Here is a 16743-nt window from a genome sequence, read left to right as displayed (position 1 = left end):
CGCCCAGTGCCAAACGAATTGCGATGCGCCGGTCTGGTGGCCTGAGCGGCGTGCCCAGAACCCGATCCCATCTCGAACTCGGCCGTTAAACACGCCAGCGCCTATGGTACTGTGTCTCAAGACACGGGAGAGTCGGTCGCCGCCAGACCCGCCCATCGCAATCACCATTCCCTCGACACGAACACCGATCCGGCCTCCGGACACGCCGCCCGCTCGCCAGAGCCGGCGCCTGATCTCATCGGTCGCTCAGCCCCCGTGCAAGTTCTCTGAGCCACGTCACCTTCGGTGATGGGCGTTCGATCGGCCGCACGGCCATCCCAATCAGCCGAGAGATCGTGCGCAACCGCGAAGGCGGTTCCCCGCGTCGCGCGAGGGCCGACTGATCCCGGACGTCTGCCTGCTCCGAGCCTTTCCCGACCGGTCGTGCCGAACGCCTCGGCCAGTCGTCGTTCGCCCGGCACCGACGACCGCGCTGTGCCGAAGGCGCGGCCTTGAGGGCTGTACAGCAAACCTCTATTATAATGCTGCTGTACAATGCCTCCGGTCAGTGTGGAATCGAGCATCGCATGCCGTGCCATCCGGACACGCGCTCACGGTCGGTCCCCGGTGATAGGGCTGGATCGCCGTCCTTCAGGCCTGATGGCGGACCAGAGTGTCCGCCTGCCGCGTCCGGCCCCGACAAGATCCATCTGCGTCGTCCGCATTCAGGGGATCTCAATGCGGCGGCCGATCGGGATCCGGCGTTCGACGCGGACCGTTTCCGGGCAGCCCTCGTGGAGTTGCTGCCCGACCTGAAGCGATTCGCGGGGTCGATGGCGAAGACGGCCGATCAGGCTGAGGACTTGGTTCAAGAGACGCTGCTCAGGGCTTGGATACGTCAGGATCGCTTTCGTCCTCGTAGCAATCTTCGAGCCTGGACATTCACCATCATGCGGAGCAGCCTCTCGCCCTCCAAGCGTGAGACAGCGGATCCGACGGATGTCGGCAACGCTGCACCCGACGGGCGACGCATCGATCCTGACCGGTGAAACCGCGGAGCGTTCTCGCAGGACGAATGGCGACGGCCACGTCGTCTGACGAGGCGGTGCTGGATGTGGCGACGCCGATCATCGACGCGCGCGCTCTGCTGCGTGCGTCGAGATATGAACCGCTCTTCGTCAGTCCGAGTGCCTCGCGCTCCCCGGTCGAGTTCAGGGCGGTCGAGCGCCACCGTCGAGAACTCACGAGAATGCCTGCCGTTCGCGGATCCTCGGTTTCCCGTCAGGAGTGGAGGTCGAAGTGATGGGCGTTGGCGCCGTGATCTGAAACCCCGATCAGGCCGACGTCTCCGTGGACGCCACTGTCAGCCGGTGCGTGGCTCGGTCCGGCCGGTGGGCCGGGTTTGCTGTCGGACGCGAATTCGATGGTGCCGTTCGGGCCGATGCTGGCGGCCGGTCTCGGACCGTGACTGCCCCCGCTCGCCGGGGGACTCGGCTCGCTTGACGGTTCTTGATCGCGGCTCACGCCGGTCGAGCCTCCCGATCCCTGGCGCGAGAGCGATTGGTCTGACGCCACCGGGGTGCCGACGTTCGCGGCCGCAACGGCAGTGCCGTGACCTGTGTGGTGCGGGCCCGCGTCGAGGTTCGCGGGATTGGGATCCGCCCCGACGGCTCGATCCTGCGTGCCGCTCGGCGAGATGCCTGCGTTCGCACCGGTTGCCGGGTTGGAGCCGTCCGAGTTCCGCAGATGCGGTTCGGTCTCTCGGGCGTGATCCGCAGCCTCGCCGCTGCGGCCGGGCCCGTCGGCGGTCTGAGCATGGCCTGGATCGTCCGCTCTCACCCCCGCCAGCGCGCTGGCCGAAGGAGCGATTGGGTCCGCGTTGGAAGCCGCGCTGTGAACGGCGGGACCCTGTGCGTGCGGTCCATCGTCTTGGAGGTGCCCGGGCGGCTCGCCGCTTCGATCGTCCTGCCCGTGGCCTGGATCGGCAGCGCGCGCCTGCGTGCCGGCTGACGGCGGACCTGGGTCCGCGTCGGTGGCCGAGCCGTGACCGCGGCTATCCTGTGCGGGTGGTACCGTATCGTGAAGATGTCCCGGCGCCTCGGCGCTCCGGCCAGGTGAAGCGCCGGCCCGCGCGTGACCGGGATCAGCAACATCCGCCTGCGTCTGCGCGCTCGCGGATGGTTGGACCGGATCCGTGTCGGCGGCCGAGCCGTGATGGCCGGCATCCCGGGCGTGCGGCGCCGTGTCTTGGACATGTTCCGGCGCCACCCCGCTCCGAACCGGTCCCTCGCCAGCCTGCCTGTGATCCGGTTCGGCGGCTCTGGCCTCGATCTGCAGGTTGGCTGCCGGAGCTGAGGGGGTGGGATCGGTGGCCGCCGTGCCGTGGCTGCCGGCATCCTGTGCGTGCCCTGCCGGGCCCTGGAGAGGCCCCGGTGCCTCGGCGCTCCGGCCGGGGCTTTCGCCGGCCGGAGCGTGCGCAGCCACCGCGCCGCTCGCCTGCACGGTGGCTGAGGGCGGCGCTGATTGCGTGCCGGTGTCCGTGCCCTGACCGTCATTGTCCTGGGCGTGCGGCGCCGAGCCCCGGAGGTGGCCCGGCGCAGCGGCACTCCGGCCGGGACCTTCGCCGGCCCGCGTCGGGCCTGGATCGGCAGTGCTTGTCTGAGCCTGCGCCAGACCCGGCGGTTCATCCGGACTCGCGCCGCCGGCCGCGTCCAGTGGAACGGCCGCCGCGTCCTTGTGATGGCCTGGCGCATCGGCGCTTCGGCCAGGCCCGTCGCCATCTTGACCGCGGCCCTGATCGGTGACCTCCCCCCGGACCTGCGCGAGGCCCGCTGTTGGACGCGGGCTCGGATCGGATGCTGCACTGGGGTCGCCGACCGCGCCGTGCAACTCCCGTTCGGATGCACCTGCGCCGATGCCTGAAGGATCCGCATGCGCGACCGCGTCGTGCCGTCCCCTTGCCTCCGGCGATACGCCCATTCGCAGACCGTTGTCCGGGCTACCGGAGCGCTCCTCGACCGGGAGCTGCGCGTGTCTCAACTCGGGCTGTGCGGCAGCATTGAGCCCGTTGACCGGGGCTGGCGGAGCTTCGGATGCCGCGTGACCGGTCGTCGGGGTCACGCTCTGGGCCAGCGATGGCGCCTCACCGGTCGCGCTCGACGACGGGGCTCCCTGTTCCCGTGCCGCGGCGTCCCCCGATGGCGCGGCGCCACCGTCCGATCTGGAATCCGGAGACGACGATGAACCCGCTGCGAGGGCTGCGCTGGCCTCGGCGCCGCGCGCGAGCGGCTGAAATCCGGATTCCGCGCCTGCCCGGGTCGGCCCATGGCCGAGGGCCGGGTCTCTGAGGCCGATGAGCCCGAAATCGGCGGCGTCAGATCGGGCAGCAGCGACCGCGGCCGACTCGGCCGTTACGAGACCGGCCGCGCCGCTCGCGGGACCTTCGTGGCGGCCGGTGCCGAGCGGTCCTTCCGACTGGACGGGGCTCGCCGCTCCACCCGTCGTCGGCGACAGGCTGCCCTGGTCACCCGGGACGGCGCTGCTGGCGCCCCGCGCGCCGAGGTATGATGTCGCCTCGATACCCTGTGCGGGGTGGTCGACGAGGGCATCCGCCGCGAAGACCATGGCCGAGAACACGATCAGCCCGACCTGCTTACGGTGGCCGTCGCGCTCATCGGCATCGCCCGTGTCGCGCGCTTCGGACGGCCCGTGCTGTTGCGCGTGGCCCGCGTGAGGGGGCTGCGCCGCGCTCTCGGTCGATCGCTCCCCGTCATCCGCGCGGGCGTCGTCGGGCGACAGGCTCAGGGCCGCAGCCGCGACGAGAGCCGCGAGCAGCGCCGCCGGGTGAACCGAGAGCTTCGTCCCGCGGGCATCCTGCGGGATCGGGAGAAGCTCGGGATAGCGTCGGGCGATCTCGTTGATGAGGGCGCGGAAGTCGCTGCCTCGCATCGGGCTGTCCAAGACATCGGACGCGATGACGTAGCTGCCGTCGATCCTGGCGAAATGCATGACGGCGTCGCCATCCGGCCGGCAGAAGACGAACCAGGGGTCCGCCTCGTCGCTCAGGCCCTGCTCGCTGCCGATCTGCAGGCCGGCCCGGATCAGCGCGGCCTCGACGCGGTAGAATTCCGCGAGCTCCTGCTGCGACCAGCCGCCCTGGCACGTCGTTGCGGGTCGGAAGAACGAGATGACCGCGCCCATCGGGACCTCACGTCCGCACAGTGACTGAGAAGCGGATTCTATCGTTCATGGAAACTGCGTCCCAGAGCATCGAAGAAGGGCGCCACCAGATAGTCGAGCGCCGTGCGCTCGCCGGCCGAGACGACGACCTCGGCGGGCAGGCCCGCCAGGAGACGTGGTCGTACGTCGTCCGGGAGTTGATGGTCGTCGATCTCCACGGTGCCGGCGAAATAGGCCTGCTTGGTGCCGTCGTCGATCAGGCGGTCGCGGGAGACCATCGTCAACGTCCCGAAGATCGCCGACATGCGGCGCGTCTGAAAAGCCGGAAACTTCACCTCGGCCCGCATGCCGGCATGAACCGCCTCGAGATCGTTCGGCGCGAACTGCACGCTGATCACGAGCCTGTCGTTCGTCGGAACGATCTCCATCAGCGGCTCGCCCGAGCGGACCACCTGGCCGATCGTGTAGACCTTCAATCCCTGGATGACGCCCTGATGCGACGCCCGGACCTCGTGCCGACGGAGGACATCCCGGGCCACGATGAGTTTCTCGCGCAGTTCTGCGATCTTCTGGCGCGTGTCGAGGAGCTGCGCGGTCAGCGATTCCTGCAGCTTCTGCTTGAGCTGCGCGGTCTGCATCCCCGCCTCGTTGATGCCGTTCTGCGCCTTGGCGGTCTCCGCCACGGACCGTCCGATCACGCCTCGGAGGCGCGCGTGCTCGCGCTCCATCATCAGAACGCGCGAGAGCGGGATGAGGTTCTTCTCCTGGAGGCCGCGCAGGCCCTCCAGCTCCTGCTGGATCAGGGCGACCTGCTGCTCGCCCGAGGCCTTCTCGACCGCCAGCCCGGAAATCTCCGTCTTCAGCTGCGTGACCCGCGCCTCGATGAGGCCGAGCTGCGCCTGGAAGGACGCGCGGCGCTCCGACAGCTGGCTGGCCTGGTCGTCGATCAGGCCGGCGACGGCCGGCTCGGCGCGCCGCTCCGCGATCTCCGGCGGCAGGAGCAGATCCTGCGCCTGGCCCTGCTCCGCGCGGAGGCGCGCTTCGAGGATCAGGGCCCCGTCGAGCTGGCCGCGGAGCAGATCGTTGCTGGCTCGCGATTGCACGGGATCGATGCGTAGCAGGACGTCGCCCGCGCGAACCGCCTGGCCGTCCCGGACCAGCACCTCCTGGACGATGCCGCCTTCGAGGTGCTGCACCACTTTGCGGCTGCCTTCCGCGACCACCACCCCGGGACTGATGACCGCCCGGTCGAGGCGCGCGACGGCGGCCCAGGTGCCGACCACCCCGAACGTCGCGACGATGAGCGCGTAGCCGGCGACGGCGTACGCGCGCCAGTTCGTCAGGTCGGCGGAGCCCGACCGGTCCCGATCGGACCTTCTTCGCACGGGGGACGGGCTCGCGATCGCGGCGCGCGTGACGGTCATCGCTTATCCCGCGCTCCGCTGTTCGTCGGAGCCGCGGCGGGTCTGGGATGCCGCGGGGCCGACGGGCGGCACCAGGGTCGGGACCGGCCGCTGGCCGGTGACGTGGGCGAGGACCTGCTCGGGCGTGCCGGAGAGCTGCACGCGGCCCTCGCTCATGAGCAGGATACGGTCGGCCTCCTCCAGCAGGCTCACCTTGTGGGTCACCAGCACCACCGTCGTCCCGGATCGCTTCAGGTCCGCGACGGCGCGCATCAGCGCCGCCTCGCCGGGCTGGTCGAGACTCGCATTGGGCTCGTCGAGCACGACCAGGCTCGGCTCGCCGTAGAGGGCGCGGGCCAGAGCGATGCGCTGCCGCTGACCGCCTGACAGCCCGTGTCCCCCCCGCCCGATCACCGTATTGTAGCCCTCCGGAAGCGACTGGATCAGCGCGTGACAGCCAGCCCGTTGGGCAACCTCGATGACGCGCGCGTCGTCCCGGTCGGCGAAGCGCGCGATGTTCTGCGCGACGGTCCCGTCGAACAGTTCGACGTCCTGAGGCAGGTAACCGACATGCTGCCCGAGCAGGGCCCTGTCCCAGTGGTTCAGGTCGGCCCCGTCGATGCGCACCGTGCCTTCCAGCAAGGGCCAGACCCCGGTGAGCGCGCGAACGAGCGTCGATTTGCCGGCGGCACTCGGGCCGATGATCCCCACGACGCTGCCGGGCTCGAGCCGGACGCTCACCGCCTTGAGGATGGGGCGCGTCGCGCCGGGGGCCGCCACCGAGATGGTCTCGGCCTCGATCAGGCCGCGCGGCCGCGGCAGGACGAGGCGGCGCGTCTCCGAGCCGGCGACGGCCACGAGATCGACCAATCGCCGGTAGCTCGCCCGCGCCGCCGTGAACCCCTTCCAGTTGCCGACGACCGCCTCGATCGGCGCGAGGGTGCGGCCGATGATGATGGACGCGGCGATCATCGACCCGGCCGAGATCTCGCGGTGAATCGCCAGATACGCGCCGATGCCCAGCACCAGGGTCTGCAGCAGCATGCGGACGAACTTCGTGGCCGCGACGATCAGGCCCGCGCGATCGCTGGCCCGCGCCTGGAGGACCAGGACGTCGTCGTGGCGGCGCCCCCAGAGCCCGCGCATGGACGCGACCATGCCCATGGCCTGCAGCACCTCCCCATTCCGAAAGACCGTGGCGGCGCTCTGCCCCGCTTCGCGCGAGGCCTGACTGGCGGCGTCGAGCGTCCGACGGGTGGCGACCTCGTTGAGCAGCGTGAGGCCGAGGATCGTGCCGCCGCCCACCAGCGCCATCCAGCCGAACCAGGGATGGAGGATGAAGCAGGCGAGCAGGAAGATCGGTATCCAGGGCAGATCGCAGAACGCCAGCATGCCGGCGCCGGTCAGGAACTCCCGCAGGACGTCCACGTCGCGCAGCGCCGTATCGTGCTGCGCGCCGGGCCTGAGCAAGGTGCCGCGATGGGCGGCATCGAAGATCGGCGTGGCGATTTTCTGATCGAACACCACACCGCCGCGCACCAGGAGGCGGGCGCGCAGCATCTCGAGCATCGCGTAGACGGCCAGGCCGAACGCCGCGATCAGCGTGATCCCCGCCAGGGTCGTCTCACTCCGGCTGGGGATCACGCGGTCGTAGATCTGGAGCATGTAGAGCGGGCTGACGAACAGCAGCAGATTGATGAAGAGCCCGAACACCACGGCGGTCGCCAGGACCGGCCGGAGCGAGCGCAGGCCGATGGTCAATGCCGATTGCAGCGAAGGATCGCCCATTCTGCCCTCTTCCTGCGATCGATCGGCACGATCGGCGATACCCGGTGGCTCAGATTCCCGTGCTGCTCGCGTCAGTGACCCGCGGGCGCTCAGATCCGCGAGCGGCAATCGTACGTGCGATTCTCGACTTTCATGGGCCGCTATCCAGAGACATGCACCGGTAGTGGGGCATCCGGCGCCATTCTCCAAATCGTTCCTTACAGGATGATAGCGCTATTCAGGTAGTTGCCAAGCAACGGGATCCGTTCGGGGAGGACGCGGGGACGACGGGTGCCGCCGCGCATCTGGACAGCGCGGCTCCGTCCCAGCTATATGGTGTTTGCTGTATAAGCGCCGCGCCGCGTGGCTTCGGTCGGCAGGAAGGTGAAACCCCGTGTATGCCCATCAGCAACGCCTGGACTCCGAGGAGGTGCTGGAGCTGCGTCGGGAGGGGGGACGGTATCTGAAGGAACTGCGGGAGGCGCGCGGCCTGTCGCAACGACAGCTCGCAGCTCTTGTCGGTGCGGATTACTACACCTTCATCTCGCAGCTGGAGACCGGGCGCGGTCGTATTCCTCCGGATCGGTACCGCGCGTGGGCCGAGGCGCTGGCGATCGAGCCGAGAGCGTTCGTCCGGAACGTGATGCGCTTCTACGACCCGATCACCCACGAGATCCTGTTCGGCGATCGGAGCGCGGAGCCTGAGGGCAACGAGGCGTAGGCCGTCGACGCTCCCCGAGCCCGGATCGTTCGGATGCGCGAGGCGCGCGGGACGGCTCCAGCCTGGAGACGACCGCCCGCGCAGCTCAGGAGGTGGAGTGGTCCGCACCGTCCACCGTCTGTGATCCGAGGGGCGAGGGGTCGTCAGACGTCACGTCGGCGGCCGATACGGGCGCGCCGATCGCCGCCATCAGCATTCGCAATCCCTCGATCCACGTATCGGCCTCGGTCCGCGAGATGCACCCGCTGCGGCGAAAGATTTTGCCGGATTCGAGCTGGACAACAACGTCGAAGCGGCCGTCCGGCCTGTCCGTGATCCAGTATTCGACATTCTGAGGCATCGACGTTGCCCAATAGATCCTCACCTGGCCGGCAACAGCCGCCCCGCGCACGCAGCTCACAGTCTGCCGGCGAACGCGCGCCTCTCGCCGACGTGACTCGTTCACCTCGATCCGTCGTTCCTCGCTCGGCCTCAGACCACGTCGGGGTTCACCTCCGCGCGCGATGATCTTCGGCTCCTTCTCGGTTCAACATGTCCGCCCCCCAGGGACGGAAGCGTGCCCCAACGCGTAGGCCGCGGAGAACGATCCGCCGCTTGCGGGGTTAGATGTTCACTGTACAGTCAGGTGGCGGGTCCTATCTGGAGGGGTGGACGCTCGATGACGCGCGTGGTCGGGCCACTCCCGCCGGATGGCCCGCTGCAGATCGCCGGTTCGTCAGGCGGGATTCACGGCGGCCCGAGATCGGTTCGTGCGGCGAGCGCTTTGAGAGGACGTGAGTTGACGGACACGCTGGTTGCTCAAGACGGCGGAGTCGATCGGCCGAGCCGACAGGACCCTCCGGAACCCGCGATTCTGCCCACCGGTGTGCGGGATCATCTCGGCCTGCAGCTGCGCGCCGCCTACGAGGCCGTGACACGGGCACAGACACCGCCGCGTCTGCTGGACCTCGTCGCGCGGCTCGATGCAGCGCTGGAGGGGCCGCGCCAGGACGATGCCACCGCGTTTCGCGAGGGCCTGACCGAAACGCTGCCCGGCCTGCGCGCCTTCGCCCTCTCGCTCGTCGGCGATGCCTCGCGCGCCGACGATCTGGTCCAGGAGACTGTGCTCCGAGCCTGGGCGCGCCAGGACCTTTTCATCCCAGGTTCGAACCTGAAGGCGTGGCTCTGCACCATCCTGCGCAACCAGTTCTACACCGAGTGCCGCAAGCGAAAGCGCGAGATCGAGGACGTGAACGGTGCCGCCGCGGCGCAGCTCACGGCGCCCGCAGCCCAGGAGCACGGGTCCGATCTGCAGATCGTCTGGTCCCATATCGGCAAGCTGCCGGAACTGCAGCGTGAGGCCCTGCTCCTCGTGGGGGCCCAAGGCCTGACCTACGAGGCTGCCGCGGAGGTGATGGGCTGTCAGACCGGGACCGTGAAGAGCCGGGTGAGCCGCGCCCGGGCCTTGCTCGTCGCGCATCTCGCCTGAGACGGGCATCCTGACCGAGAGCGGATTTTCCACGCTCGACGGCCCCTGCATGGTTGAGACAGGTGCCCATCCGCGCTCCGCCCTGGGGCGAGTCCCGACGGGCGACGACCTGGGAACGGTCCCCCGCCGTCCTGGCCGGTGTCGAACCTCGACGGCTCGACCATCCTTGTCGGACGGATAGCCCGGGCAGACAGACGAGGTCGGGCGATCGACACGCTCGAAGGCCGGGGAAAGGCCAGGCGCAGGCCGGCAAAGCCGTCTCGGCCCCTATCGCGATCGCGAAACCGCCGCGGGACGCCCTCCCCCATCGCGCTTCAAGTCGCACGAGCGTGTCGCGAGCAGCGACTGCACCACGCGGCCGCCATCGTCGATGGACACCGCCGCGGTTCAGTCCGCGCTTCGGCAAGGTTCGGGCCCGTCCCGGTCGCTGCCGCCGCAGCAGGCCGCTCGTCCCGGTCCGAGCCAGAGATCATCCCCGGGCACCTCGACGGACGCTCCGCCTCCACGCGCCGCCCGTGTCGCACGAAGGTCGGCCGTGGCGTCACCGACCATTGGGCAGCGCCGCGTCTGGCATCCTCGCCGCGGAGACTCTCGGCGCGGTCTCCGGTGCCGCTGCGGAACAGGTCGCCCTTAACAAACTCACCCATCCCCGTACGAATCCGGGTCGCCGCTGGACTCACTTTGCAGAATCGGTCCACATGAACAGTCACGTTGGCAGAATCGGGCGGGGACCGATGACCGCAGAGGAACGGCTGGCTGAGCTGAAGGCGGCGGACACGCGCCGTCAGACACGTCGCAGGGAGGCTCTGAAGCAGAAGGGCATGACCCAGCAGAACGTGTGGCTGAAGCCGTCGGTCAAGGCCGTCATCGACCAGGCGATCCAGAACGGTCGGTTCAGGAGCCGTACCGAGGCGATCGAGTGGGCGCTCGCGTCTGCCTTCGAGGAGAAGTCGGCATGATGTAACGGGCAAAGCAGAAGGCCCCGAGGCGGGAACCTCGAGGCCTTTGGACCTGACATACCCTGGGATGGGGCGCGACAGGCGATTCGCACCCCCTTTATGCCCCCTCCCCCAGGCCGTCGTCAAGAACACCCTTCGGGGTGAACGGTCCCGCTTTGCCTCCTGAGAGGAGGCGGACGAGGTGGAGACAGTTCATTCCGGTGGCCGGCCGCTCACGCGCGCCGCGCTCGCCGGCCGGAGACGTGCGCTCGAAGACGGGCGGACGGTCTCGCGCAGGGAGCTCTCGGCCGCGGGCCGGGACGCGGCCAAGGCCCTGAACCTGCGCCCTGCCCTGCGTTCGATCCTCTCGGCGCTCTGCGCCGTGTGGGGTGAGCAGGATTGGGAACGCCTGGTGGTGTGGCCCTCGAACGAGCACCTGTGCGGGATGACCGGGCTGTCGGAGCGCGCGCTCCGCTACGGCCTGCGCGACCTCGTGGCCCTGGAGGTCATCACACCTCGGGACAGCGCGAACGGCAAGCGTTTCGCCATCCGCGGGCCGGGCGGCGCCGTCATCGACGCGTACGGTTTCGACCTGACTCCCATCGTCGCCCGGAAGGGAGAATGGGCAACCGCGATCATGGAAGCCACCGCGAGGGACGCTCAGCGAAGCCGCGCGTTCGATCTCCTGACCGTTCGTCGCCGCGCGGTGTCGGAGGCCCTCGCCGCCCTGCGCGCCCGCTTCCCGGCGACGGATGCTGCCGATCTGCTCGCGGCGCAGGAGGCCCTCGATCGCAGCACGCCCAGGAGACGCGCTTCCGGCGTGGGCCCTGACGTCGTCCTCGACGCTTGGGGAGAACTGCAAGTCATGGCGGAGGAGCGTTTCTATCAAGCCGCCTCTGCCGGCAATTCCGGCCGTCACTTAGAACAAGACACCGGATCTCCTACCGATCCTTGTGCAAAAGCTCCCGAGAAGGAGCCTGAGCCGACCCGTAGGCTCGAACCGTCACTCGTCGCGGCTGCTTGCCCTGTCGCTGCCGAATTCGGCGTGACCCTCAGAACGGAAGCGGATGTTATCGAGATCGGCCGGCTGATGCGGGGCGGGATCGGCGCGCATCCGTCGGCCTGGAGCGAGGCTTGCCAAGCCCTCGGCCCGTTCCGGGCCTCGGTGCTCGTGCTGATCGTCGCGCAGCTCCACGACGACGACGTGCGCCGGGGTGAGATCCGCATCAAGAACCCAGGCGGCTACTTCAGGCAGCTCGTCCGCCTGTGTTCCGAAGGTCGCTACGGGCTCGAAGCCGAGCTCATGGCGATGCGCAGGAGGAAGATGACGTGACCTCGGGCGAACGTCACCCGCCCCGGACCGCGGAGCCCTGCAGATGCGCCACGCCGCGGCAGCGAATCCGGGCACCCGGATCCTGACCGATGTAGGTAGCCTCCGGATCCCGGAACTCACGCTACGCTTACGCGGCCGTTGAACATGGGAGGCTAGCGGTGAAGGTGTTTCAGATCCGGCACGAGGTGACGGGCGCCATCCTCTGGACGGGGTCGGCGCCTGACCCGCTCGCTGCCCTCGACGCCATGGCCCACGAGGCGGGGTATTACGATCATTCCGACATCCCCGAACATCTCCGGGCCGGTGGACTCGCCATCGAGGAGATCCGGGTCTAGCGCGCCGACAACCACGCGAAGAGTCCGATCCCTGCGGGCGCCGGGCAGGCGCCCTCGCTTCACGGAAGACCGCCGCGGTGACGTGTCGGTGAGCGATACCGGATTGGTCGGGCGCCTGCAGTGCCGTTCCGCCAGGAGGCCGGGCAGGTTCCGCGGCACCCGGCGCTCTCGGTGCAGAGGGGTTCGGCGCGTGATCGCCCCGAACCCGGTCCCCATCGGACAGGTTTGCGTGGGACGCAATCGGGGTCCGCTGCGTTACTGCGGCGACGAAGTGTGGAGATCCAGGATGGCAGACGCCGTCGCGTCGCAAGGCGCTGTGCTGATTGTCGAGGACAATCCCGTGCAGCTCATGGATGCGGCTGCAGCCCTTCGCGACGCGGGATACGAAGTCGCGGAGGCCGCCACTGTCGAAGCCGCCCAGGCTCATCTGGCGGCCCGTCCCGAACTTGTGGCCATGGTCGCGGACGTGGACTTGGCAGGCGAGCCCTTGAGTGGCTTCACCCTGGCCAAAGCCGTCGCAGCGCGCTGGCCCGAACTGGCGATCCTGATCGTGTCGGGTGTGGCTTGGCCCGCCGAGGAGCAGATGCCGATGGGCGCTCGCTACCTGCGCAAACCGTTCACACCGGAGGGGCTGGCCGGCGCGCTGGGGGCTGTGCTAGCGGCGCGGGGCGTAGGGTCCGTGCCGCATTGACGGTGGCCAGCCCAGCGTGCGCCGGCGCGGGAGAGCCGCGCCGTCGACGACGGGACGCATCACGGCGAGGTTCAGGTCCCGCTGTCGCCGGCGCTGGCGTCGTCGCTACCGTCGAGCAGCCAGTCCGGTATCCCGGGAAGCACTTCCCCGGCGACCTCACCGGCGGTCTTCAGGGCCCGCTCCACTTTCGCTTCCGAGTACTCGCCGCGGACCTCGGCGAACAGCTCGCGCGCCAGACGGTCGAGCTCCTCGTCCGAGAGCGTCTGGTCCGGCTCGTCCCTCATGCGTGCAGGCCCCCCAAGCATCGGCCGTCCTGCGCCACCGATTCCGTCACGGGGCGGGAGCGCGTCCGGTGTCATCACCCGTGAGCCGATACGCAACGCGGCCCGCCATCACGGTGCCTGGGCCCGGTTAGGGGATCGTCACCGGCGGGGGACCGAAGATGTCCCAGGCTGACGCTGACGCCGCCGATCCTTCCGTCGCGGTGATCGGCCACACGCCTCAGTCCACGCCGCAGGCGAGGAGATCGCGCCTGCGCTGCTCGGACGTCTCTCGGGCCTCGTCCTGCCAGCTGGCCTCTGGCGGGTCTCGGTCGGCCTTCACCGGTCGCTCGCCAGGCAGGTACAGACTGCGGGGATCACCGGGCAACGCGCCCGTCGTCTCGGGGTCCCGGTCGCAATCCCGAGTCGGCTGATCGGCCAGGGCGAGCGCGGGACCCGCGCACACGACGACTGCCACGGCGAACGCGAGCAACTTTCTCATGGGGGTCCCGATGGGCCAGGCCCGGCGCATGTACCGCGTCGCCGGTAGGACCGGAGGGCTTAACGGCGGTTCGCGATGGTCGCCACACCCGTGTTGGCACGGCAGACATGCGTGACCGTCGCCGCAGATCGATCGGCGCCCGGGGACGATTTCCACGTCGCCGGCACCGAGCCGCGGCGGCCGGGCGTGGTGTCCGGACTGCCGCGTGCCCGTCACTCCGCTCGCGGCCTCGCCGGTCAAGGCTCGAACCGACGAGCCCCCACTGCGCCCCCACTGCGCCCCCGCGCGGACGTGAATGGCCGAATCCGCCCTGTCGGAACGGTCAGGCCTGCCGCATCTCCGTGTCGCTGCCGGACGGCAGAAGCTCGGACCGGCGCGCGTGAGCGACGCCGCCCAGCAGGATGAGAAGCACGAGGGCGGGAAGCGGCATCAGAACGGGGTCGCCCGCGAGGAGATGGCTGCCGACCGCGCCGGCCATGAGCACGGCGAGAAGACCGGCGCCGAGGGCGACGCAACCGGGCGTCCAGAGGAGCACCGCGCCGAGGAGTTGCAGGGCGCCGACCACGTCCATGAACCACAGCGGGTAGCCGAAGCGGACGAAGCCCTCGACCTCGAACGGCACAGCGGCGAACTTCATGCCGGCGGCCACCAGGAACACCGCGGTCAACAGGCCTCGCAGCGCCACGCTGCCGACACTCCGCCTATCCCGAACCCGAGCCATCCCCACACCCCTCCCAACAGGCATCACTCTCGGCGGATCAGACGAAGTGCGTCGGCAGCGCCGCGGTCAGGGCGAGCTGGAGGACGGCGAGCGCCAAGCCAGTCAGCATCGACCAAGCCACGATGTGGTCGGTGACGGTCATGCCCTTGGTCATCATCTTGGTGGCCATCGGTGGTTGCCTCATCCGTGCAGCCGTGGATCGGCTGTCCCAGGACGGTCATATGGCCAAGCTGGATTGCGCCGTTATTGCTTCGATTATTGCGTTGGATTGCGCAAAATCAGTTGAGGCGCCGTTTCCGGTGAGCGATCCACGGCGCCACGCGCGATCGCCGGCACGCCTCCGGGATGCGCCGCGACTCCATGGCCGCGCGGCGACCGACCGCCGCCGGCCACATCGTCGGCTACATGCCGGGGTGAGGCCGTCCTCGCCCCGCTGGCCCGGCGCGCTGTCAGTTTGCCGCCGTCCCGCTCGGCGGTGACGAAGGCCTTCGCGTCGGGATGGATCGCCGACGGATCGACTGGCTCATAGGCGACGATCGGTGTCTCAGGCGACACCGCCACGGTCTCCGACGCGCCGCCCCCGTGAGCCTCCGCGGCGGGGACCCGACAACCCGGGAAGACGGGCGCGGCGCTCGGCGACGCCTGGAGTCCAGCCCGCCCGTTCGCGGGCGCGACGACGGTGCTGTCGGGAGGACGCTGCCGATTCAGGCGTCCGCGTCGGCGCGTCCGTCCCACGCGTCGAGGCGCGACGGCGCCATCGGTGCCGCGGCGGCGATCCCGAGCCGGGTCGCGGCAGCCACAGCGGCGATGATGAGGCCGATGAAGAGCAATGGTTCGAGCATGGCCGTGCCCTCAGCTATGGGCCCGCGCGGCGAGATGGCGGCGCGCCGAACGGTGGCGGGCACGCGCATTGTGCTGCCGCCGCATCTGTTCCTGGAGGATCTCGTCTTCGTGCTGAGGGAAAACTGTGATCGCGGTCGATTGCGGGACACGCAGACCGTCCTCACGCTGCGGATAGATTGGTTTCATGACCTCTCCCCCGTATTACCTACGTAGAAGCTTAACCGTTCTTTAACCGATTGCAACCCGGTGGCAGGGTCGGGTTCCGACGGCGGCGGCGCGCGCTGGAGATCCTTCTCCCTCGGGTAGTCCGCCCTGATCGCCGCGGCGACGCGCCTTCCCTCACCAGCCCGGGCACTGGCCGCATTTCGGGCCCGACGGCTCCGGTCCCGGCAGACCCCCCGATCTCAGAGGCCGGGCGGCTGCTGATCCGGGCCGGGGAACTACCTCAGGCACGGTTGCCGCCTATGTCATCTGACCGGGAGCCGCCGTCGGACTGACTTTGATCGTGGAGGACGCAACGATGCCGCCCAAGCTGACCAAGACCATCATCGGAGCCGTTATCGCCGTCGCGCTCGCCGCTGCGGTCTCCTACGGAGTCATCAGCCAGCAGACGGCCGACAAGATCCAGACTCAGGCGAACCAGACCCTGCAGAACGATCAGGCTCCGGCCAGCACCGGTCAGCAGCCGCCACCTCCGCCTCAGAACTCGATCCCGCAGGCACCCGCACAGCCGGGGGCGTCGCCGCAGAATCCCGCGCCGGCACCGCGTCAGTGAGCGAATCCGGGCGCGTCGATGGTGGGTCCGCGACGTCGAGCACGCCCCGGGATCGGCCCGGGTCACTGGCATCGGGGTCGACGTCACATCCTCCCCTGTCGGCGATGACCTGAAGCCGCGGCAACGAGATCGCGGCCCTGTTCGAGCAGAATACTTCGGAGATACGGCGGTCATCGCGGAGGTGCCCTTGGCAAAACCGTTTGCCACGCTGCTGCTCGCAGCAGCCGTCTCTGTTCTGTCAGATCTGCCGGCGCGATCTCAGGTCGCGTCCGTCAACAACTGGGCTGAGTTCCGCGAGGCGATGGCGGCGTGCTGGACGGTGCCGCCCGGCACGGAGGGATCCCTGATTGCCTACCGGTTCGGCCTCGACAAGACGGGTGCCATCCGGGGCAAGCCGCTCATCACCGCGCGGCGACTGGTCGGCGACCAGGACGCGCACCGTCGCTACGAGGAGGCGGCATCCGCCGTGCTGGCACGCTGCTTCCCGCTCAAGGTGACACGGGCGTTCGGCGCGATCCTCGGCGAGAGCCCGATCTATCTGCGGTTGGTCAACACGAAGCCGACGGCCGCCTACCAGATCAACAGCAACGTGACGATCTTCGCGCCTCGCTAGGTAGGGGACTCATTTAGGTCCATGCAACGACGCAGGAAACGAGCGCGACGGCGGCCAGATAGTTGCAAGACAAGCGGTCATAGCGGGTCGCGATGCGCCGCCAGTTTTTGAGATGGCCGAATAAGCGCTCGATCCGATTGCGCCGCCGATATGCGATCCGGCTGTACTTGTAGGGGACCGTCCGGGTGGCCGTGGATGGGATGGTGGCGATCACC

21 protein-coding genes and 1 rRNA gene are annotated in these 16743 nt (G+C 69.2%); 10 read left to right on the top strand and 12 right to left on the bottom strand.

The genetic code is table 11. The features are described from left to right. Positions 1 to 32 precede the first annotated feature (32 nt). Together rrf and BLW78_RS32135 are read left to right on the top strand one after the other, a co-directional pair. A 5S ribosomal RNA gene (rrf, locus tag BLW78_RS30065) occupies positions 33 to 148 on the top strand. A 373-nt stretch (positions 149 to 521) separates the two neighbouring features. Further along, positions 522 to 1028: a sigma factor gene (locus BLW78_RS32135; RefSeq protein WP_348272481.1), complete on the top strand. Its 507-nt coding sequence runs from the start codon at positions 522 to 524 to the stop codon at positions 1026 to 1028. A 232-nt stretch (positions 1029 to 1260) separates the two neighbouring features. On the opposite strand, the gene BLW78_RS30055 is transcribed toward BLW78_RS32135, so the two are convergent. Genes BLW78_RS30055 through BLW78_RS30045 form a run of 3 tightly spaced genes read right to left on the bottom strand, consistent with a single transcriptional unit; the run spans position 1261 to position 7349 of the window. Then, positions 1261 to 4179 carry a hypothetical protein gene (locus tag BLW78_RS30055; protein ID WP_091683924.1) on the bottom strand — a complete coding sequence of 973 codons (2919 nt, stop codon included), beginning with the start codon at positions 4177 to 4179 and terminating at the stop codon, positions 1261 to 1263. A 38-nt stretch (positions 4180 to 4217) separates the two neighbouring features. After that, a complete protein-coding gene (locus BLW78_RS30050) occupies positions 4218 to 5582 on the bottom strand; it encodes an HlyD family type I secretion periplasmic adaptor subunit (protein WP_056533796.1) in 1365 nt (454 codons plus the stop codon). Positions 5583 to 5585: 3 nt separating this feature from the next. Further along, a complete protein-coding gene (locus tag BLW78_RS30045; RefSeq protein ID WP_056533798.1) occupies positions 5586 to 7349 on the bottom strand; it encodes a type I secretion system permease/ATPase in 1764 nt (587 codons plus the stop codon). A gap of 373 nt (positions 7350 to 7722) precedes the next feature. On the opposite strand from BLW78_RS30045, the gene BLW78_RS30040 reads away from it, so the two are divergent. Then, positions 7723 to 8049 carry a helix-turn-helix domain-containing protein gene (locus BLW78_RS30040; RefSeq protein WP_020095904.1) on the top strand — a complete coding sequence of 109 codons (327 nt, stop codon included), beginning with the start codon at positions 7723 to 7725 and terminating at the stop codon, positions 8047 to 8049. An 85-nt stretch (positions 8050 to 8134) separates the two neighbouring features. Here BLW78_RS30040 and BLW78_RS30035 read toward each other — a convergent pair whose 3' ends face one another. Further along, a complete protein-coding gene (locus BLW78_RS30035; RefSeq protein WP_244492311.1) occupies positions 8135 to 8494 on the bottom strand; it encodes a hypothetical protein in 360 nt (119 codons plus the stop codon). Between the two features lie 333 nt (positions 8495 to 8827). Between BLW78_RS30035 and BLW78_RS30030 the strand changes: the two genes are divergently transcribed. From BLW78_RS30030 to BLW78_RS30015, 5 genes are all read left to right on the top strand, one after another. Beyond that, a complete protein-coding gene (locus tag BLW78_RS30030) occupies positions 8828 to 9517 on the top strand; it encodes a sigma-70 family RNA polymerase sigma factor (RefSeq protein WP_244492314.1) in 690 nt (229 codons plus the stop codon). Between the two features lie 734 nt (positions 9518 to 10251). After that, the gene (locus BLW78_RS30025) at positions 10252 to 10476 is read left to right on the top strand and encodes a hypothetical protein (protein WP_020095907.1); all 225 of its coding nucleotides are present in this window, start codon (positions 10252 to 10254) and stop codon (positions 10474 to 10476) included. Between the two features lie 181 nt (positions 10477 to 10657). Continuing rightward, positions 10658 to 11788 (top strand): replication initiation protein RepC, encoded by a 1131-nt coding sequence (repC, locus tag BLW78_RS30020; protein ID WP_091683922.1) that lies wholly within the window; start codon positions 10658 to 10660, stop codon positions 11786 to 11788. A 158-nt stretch (positions 11789 to 11946) separates the two neighbouring features. Continuing rightward, a complete protein-coding gene (locus BLW78_RS31595; protein WP_170855292.1) occupies positions 11947 to 12123 on the top strand; it encodes a hypothetical protein in 177 nt (58 codons plus the stop codon). 286 nt (positions 12124 to 12409) lie between these two features. Next, positions 12410 to 12814, top strand: a complete 405-nt coding sequence (locus BLW78_RS30015) for a response regulator (protein WP_091683920.1) — start codon at positions 12410 to 12412, stop codon at positions 12812 to 12814. A 71-nt stretch (positions 12815 to 12885) separates the two neighbouring features. Here the strand turns inward: BLW78_RS30015 and BLW78_RS30010 are convergent, their stop codons facing one another. The 7 genes from BLW78_RS30010 to BLW78_RS31585 all read right to left on the bottom strand — a co-directional run bounded on the left by BLW78_RS30010 (position 12886) and on the right by BLW78_RS31585 (position 15326). After that, on the bottom strand, positions 12886 to 13098 hold the full coding sequence (locus tag BLW78_RS30010) for a hypothetical protein (RefSeq protein WP_020095911.1): 213 nt from the start codon (positions 13096 to 13098) through the stop codon (positions 12886 to 12888). 217 nt (positions 13099 to 13315) lie between these two features. Beyond that, positions 13316 to 13576: a hypothetical protein gene (locus tag BLW78_RS30005; protein ID WP_244527113.1), complete on the bottom strand. Its 261-nt coding sequence runs from the start codon at positions 13574 to 13576 to the stop codon at positions 13316 to 13318. 322 nt (positions 13577 to 13898) lie between these two features. Continuing rightward, complete coding sequence (locus BLW78_RS30000; RefSeq protein WP_091683916.1) at positions 13899 to 14297, bottom strand: DoxX family protein; 399 nt, start codon at positions 14295 to 14297, stop codon at positions 13899 to 13901. 37 nt (positions 14298 to 14334) lie between these two features. Next, positions 14335 to 14466 carry a hypothetical protein gene (locus tag BLW78_RS32130; RefSeq protein WP_020095914.1) on the bottom strand — a complete coding sequence of 44 codons (132 nt, stop codon included), beginning with the start codon at positions 14464 to 14466 and terminating at the stop codon, positions 14335 to 14337. Positions 14467 to 14552: 86 nt separating this feature from the next. Continuing rightward, a complete protein-coding gene (locus tag BLW78_RS31190; protein ID WP_139307794.1) occupies positions 14553 to 14852 on the bottom strand; it encodes a hypothetical protein in 300 nt (99 codons plus the stop codon). Positions 14853 to 15001: 149 nt separating this feature from the next. Then, positions 15002 to 15139, bottom strand: a complete 138-nt coding sequence (locus BLW78_RS31590) for a hypothetical protein (RefSeq protein WP_157861912.1) — start codon at positions 15137 to 15139, stop codon at positions 15002 to 15004. Between the two features lie 10 nt (positions 15140 to 15149). Continuing rightward, positions 15150 to 15326, bottom strand: a complete 177-nt coding sequence (locus BLW78_RS31585; RefSeq protein WP_158684253.1) for a hypothetical protein — start codon at positions 15324 to 15326, stop codon at positions 15150 to 15152. Between the two features lie 334 nt (positions 15327 to 15660). Between BLW78_RS31585 and BLW78_RS29990 the strand changes: the two genes are divergently transcribed. Further along, positions 15661 to 15915 (top strand): hypothetical protein, encoded by a 255-nt coding sequence (locus BLW78_RS29990; RefSeq protein WP_026605357.1) that lies wholly within the window; start codon positions 15661 to 15663, stop codon positions 15913 to 15915. Positions 15916 to 16096: 181 nt separating this feature from the next. Continuing rightward, positions 16097 to 16528, top strand: a complete 432-nt coding sequence (locus BLW78_RS29985) for a hypothetical protein (RefSeq protein ID WP_244527112.1) — start codon at positions 16097 to 16099, stop codon at positions 16526 to 16528. 13 nt (positions 16529 to 16541) lie between these two features. Here the strand turns inward: BLW78_RS29985 and BLW78_RS29980 are convergent. Next, positions 16542 to 16743, bottom strand: a 202-nt coding sequence (locus tag BLW78_RS29980; protein ID WP_139307793.1) for a transposase, incomplete at its 5' end; no start/stop codon positions are given.

Source organism: Methylobacterium sp. 275MFSha3.1, from assembly GCF_900108435.1.
Lineage (GTDB): Bacteria > Pseudomonadota > Alphaproteobacteria > Rhizobiales > Beijerinckiaceae > Methylobacterium.
Note: the sequence above shows the minus strand (reverse complement) of the source record. Positions and strands in the feature narration are given on the sequence as shown.

Excerpts from the sequence above, each read along its gene's own strand:
- BLW78_RS29990 (WP_026605357.1), top strand. The coding sequence starts at position 15,661 with ATGCCGCCCAAGCTGACCAAGACCATCATCGGAGCCGTTATCGCCGTC.
- BLW78_RS30010 (WP_020095911.1), bottom strand. The coding sequence starts at position 13,098 with ATGAGGGACGAGCCGGACCAGACGCTCTCGGACGAGGAGCTCGACCGT.
- BLW78_RS30000 (WP_091683916.1), bottom strand. The coding sequence starts at position 14,297 with ATGGCTCGGGTTCGGGATAGGCGGAGTGTCGGCAGCGTGGCGCTGCGA.
- BLW78_RS31590 (WP_157861912.1), bottom strand. The coding sequence starts at position 15,139 with ATGCTCGAACCATTGCTCTTCATCGGCCTCATCATCGCCGCTGTGGCT.
- BLW78_RS30055 (WP_091683924.1), bottom strand. The coding sequence starts at position 4,179 with ATGGGCGCGGTCATCTCGTTCTTCCGACCCGCAACGACGTGCCAGGGC.
- BLW78_RS30025 (WP_020095907.1), top strand. The coding sequence starts at position 10,252 with ATGACCGCAGAGGAACGGCTGGCTGAGCTGAAGGCGGCGGACACGCGC.
- BLW78_RS32130 (WP_020095914.1), bottom strand. The coding sequence starts at position 14,466 with ATGGCCACCAAGATGATGACCAAGGGCATGACCGTCACCGACCACATC.
- BLW78_RS30015 (WP_091683920.1), top strand. The coding sequence starts at position 12,410 with ATGGCAGACGCCGTCGCGTCGCAAGGCGCTGTGCTGATTGTCGAGGAC.
- BLW78_RS30005 (WP_244527113.1), bottom strand. The coding sequence starts at position 13,576 with ATGAGAAAGTTGCTCGCGTTCGCCGTGGCAGTCGTCGTGTGCGCGGGT.
- BLW78_RS31585 (WP_158684253.1), bottom strand. The coding sequence starts at position 15,326 with ATGAAACCAATCTATCCGCAGCGTGAGGACGGTCTGCGTGTCCCGCAA.
- BLW78_RS30050 (WP_056533796.1), bottom strand. The coding sequence starts at position 5,582 with ATGACCGTCACGCGCGCCGCGATCGCGAGCCCGTCCCCCGTGCGAAGA.
- BLW78_RS32135 (WP_348272481.1), top strand. The coding sequence starts at position 522 with ATGCTGCTGTACAATGCCTCCGGTCAGTGTGGAATCGAGCATCGCATG.
- BLW78_RS30045 (WP_056533798.1), bottom strand. The coding sequence starts at position 7,349 with ATGGGCGATCCTTCGCTGCAATCGGCATTGACCATCGGCCTGCGCTCG.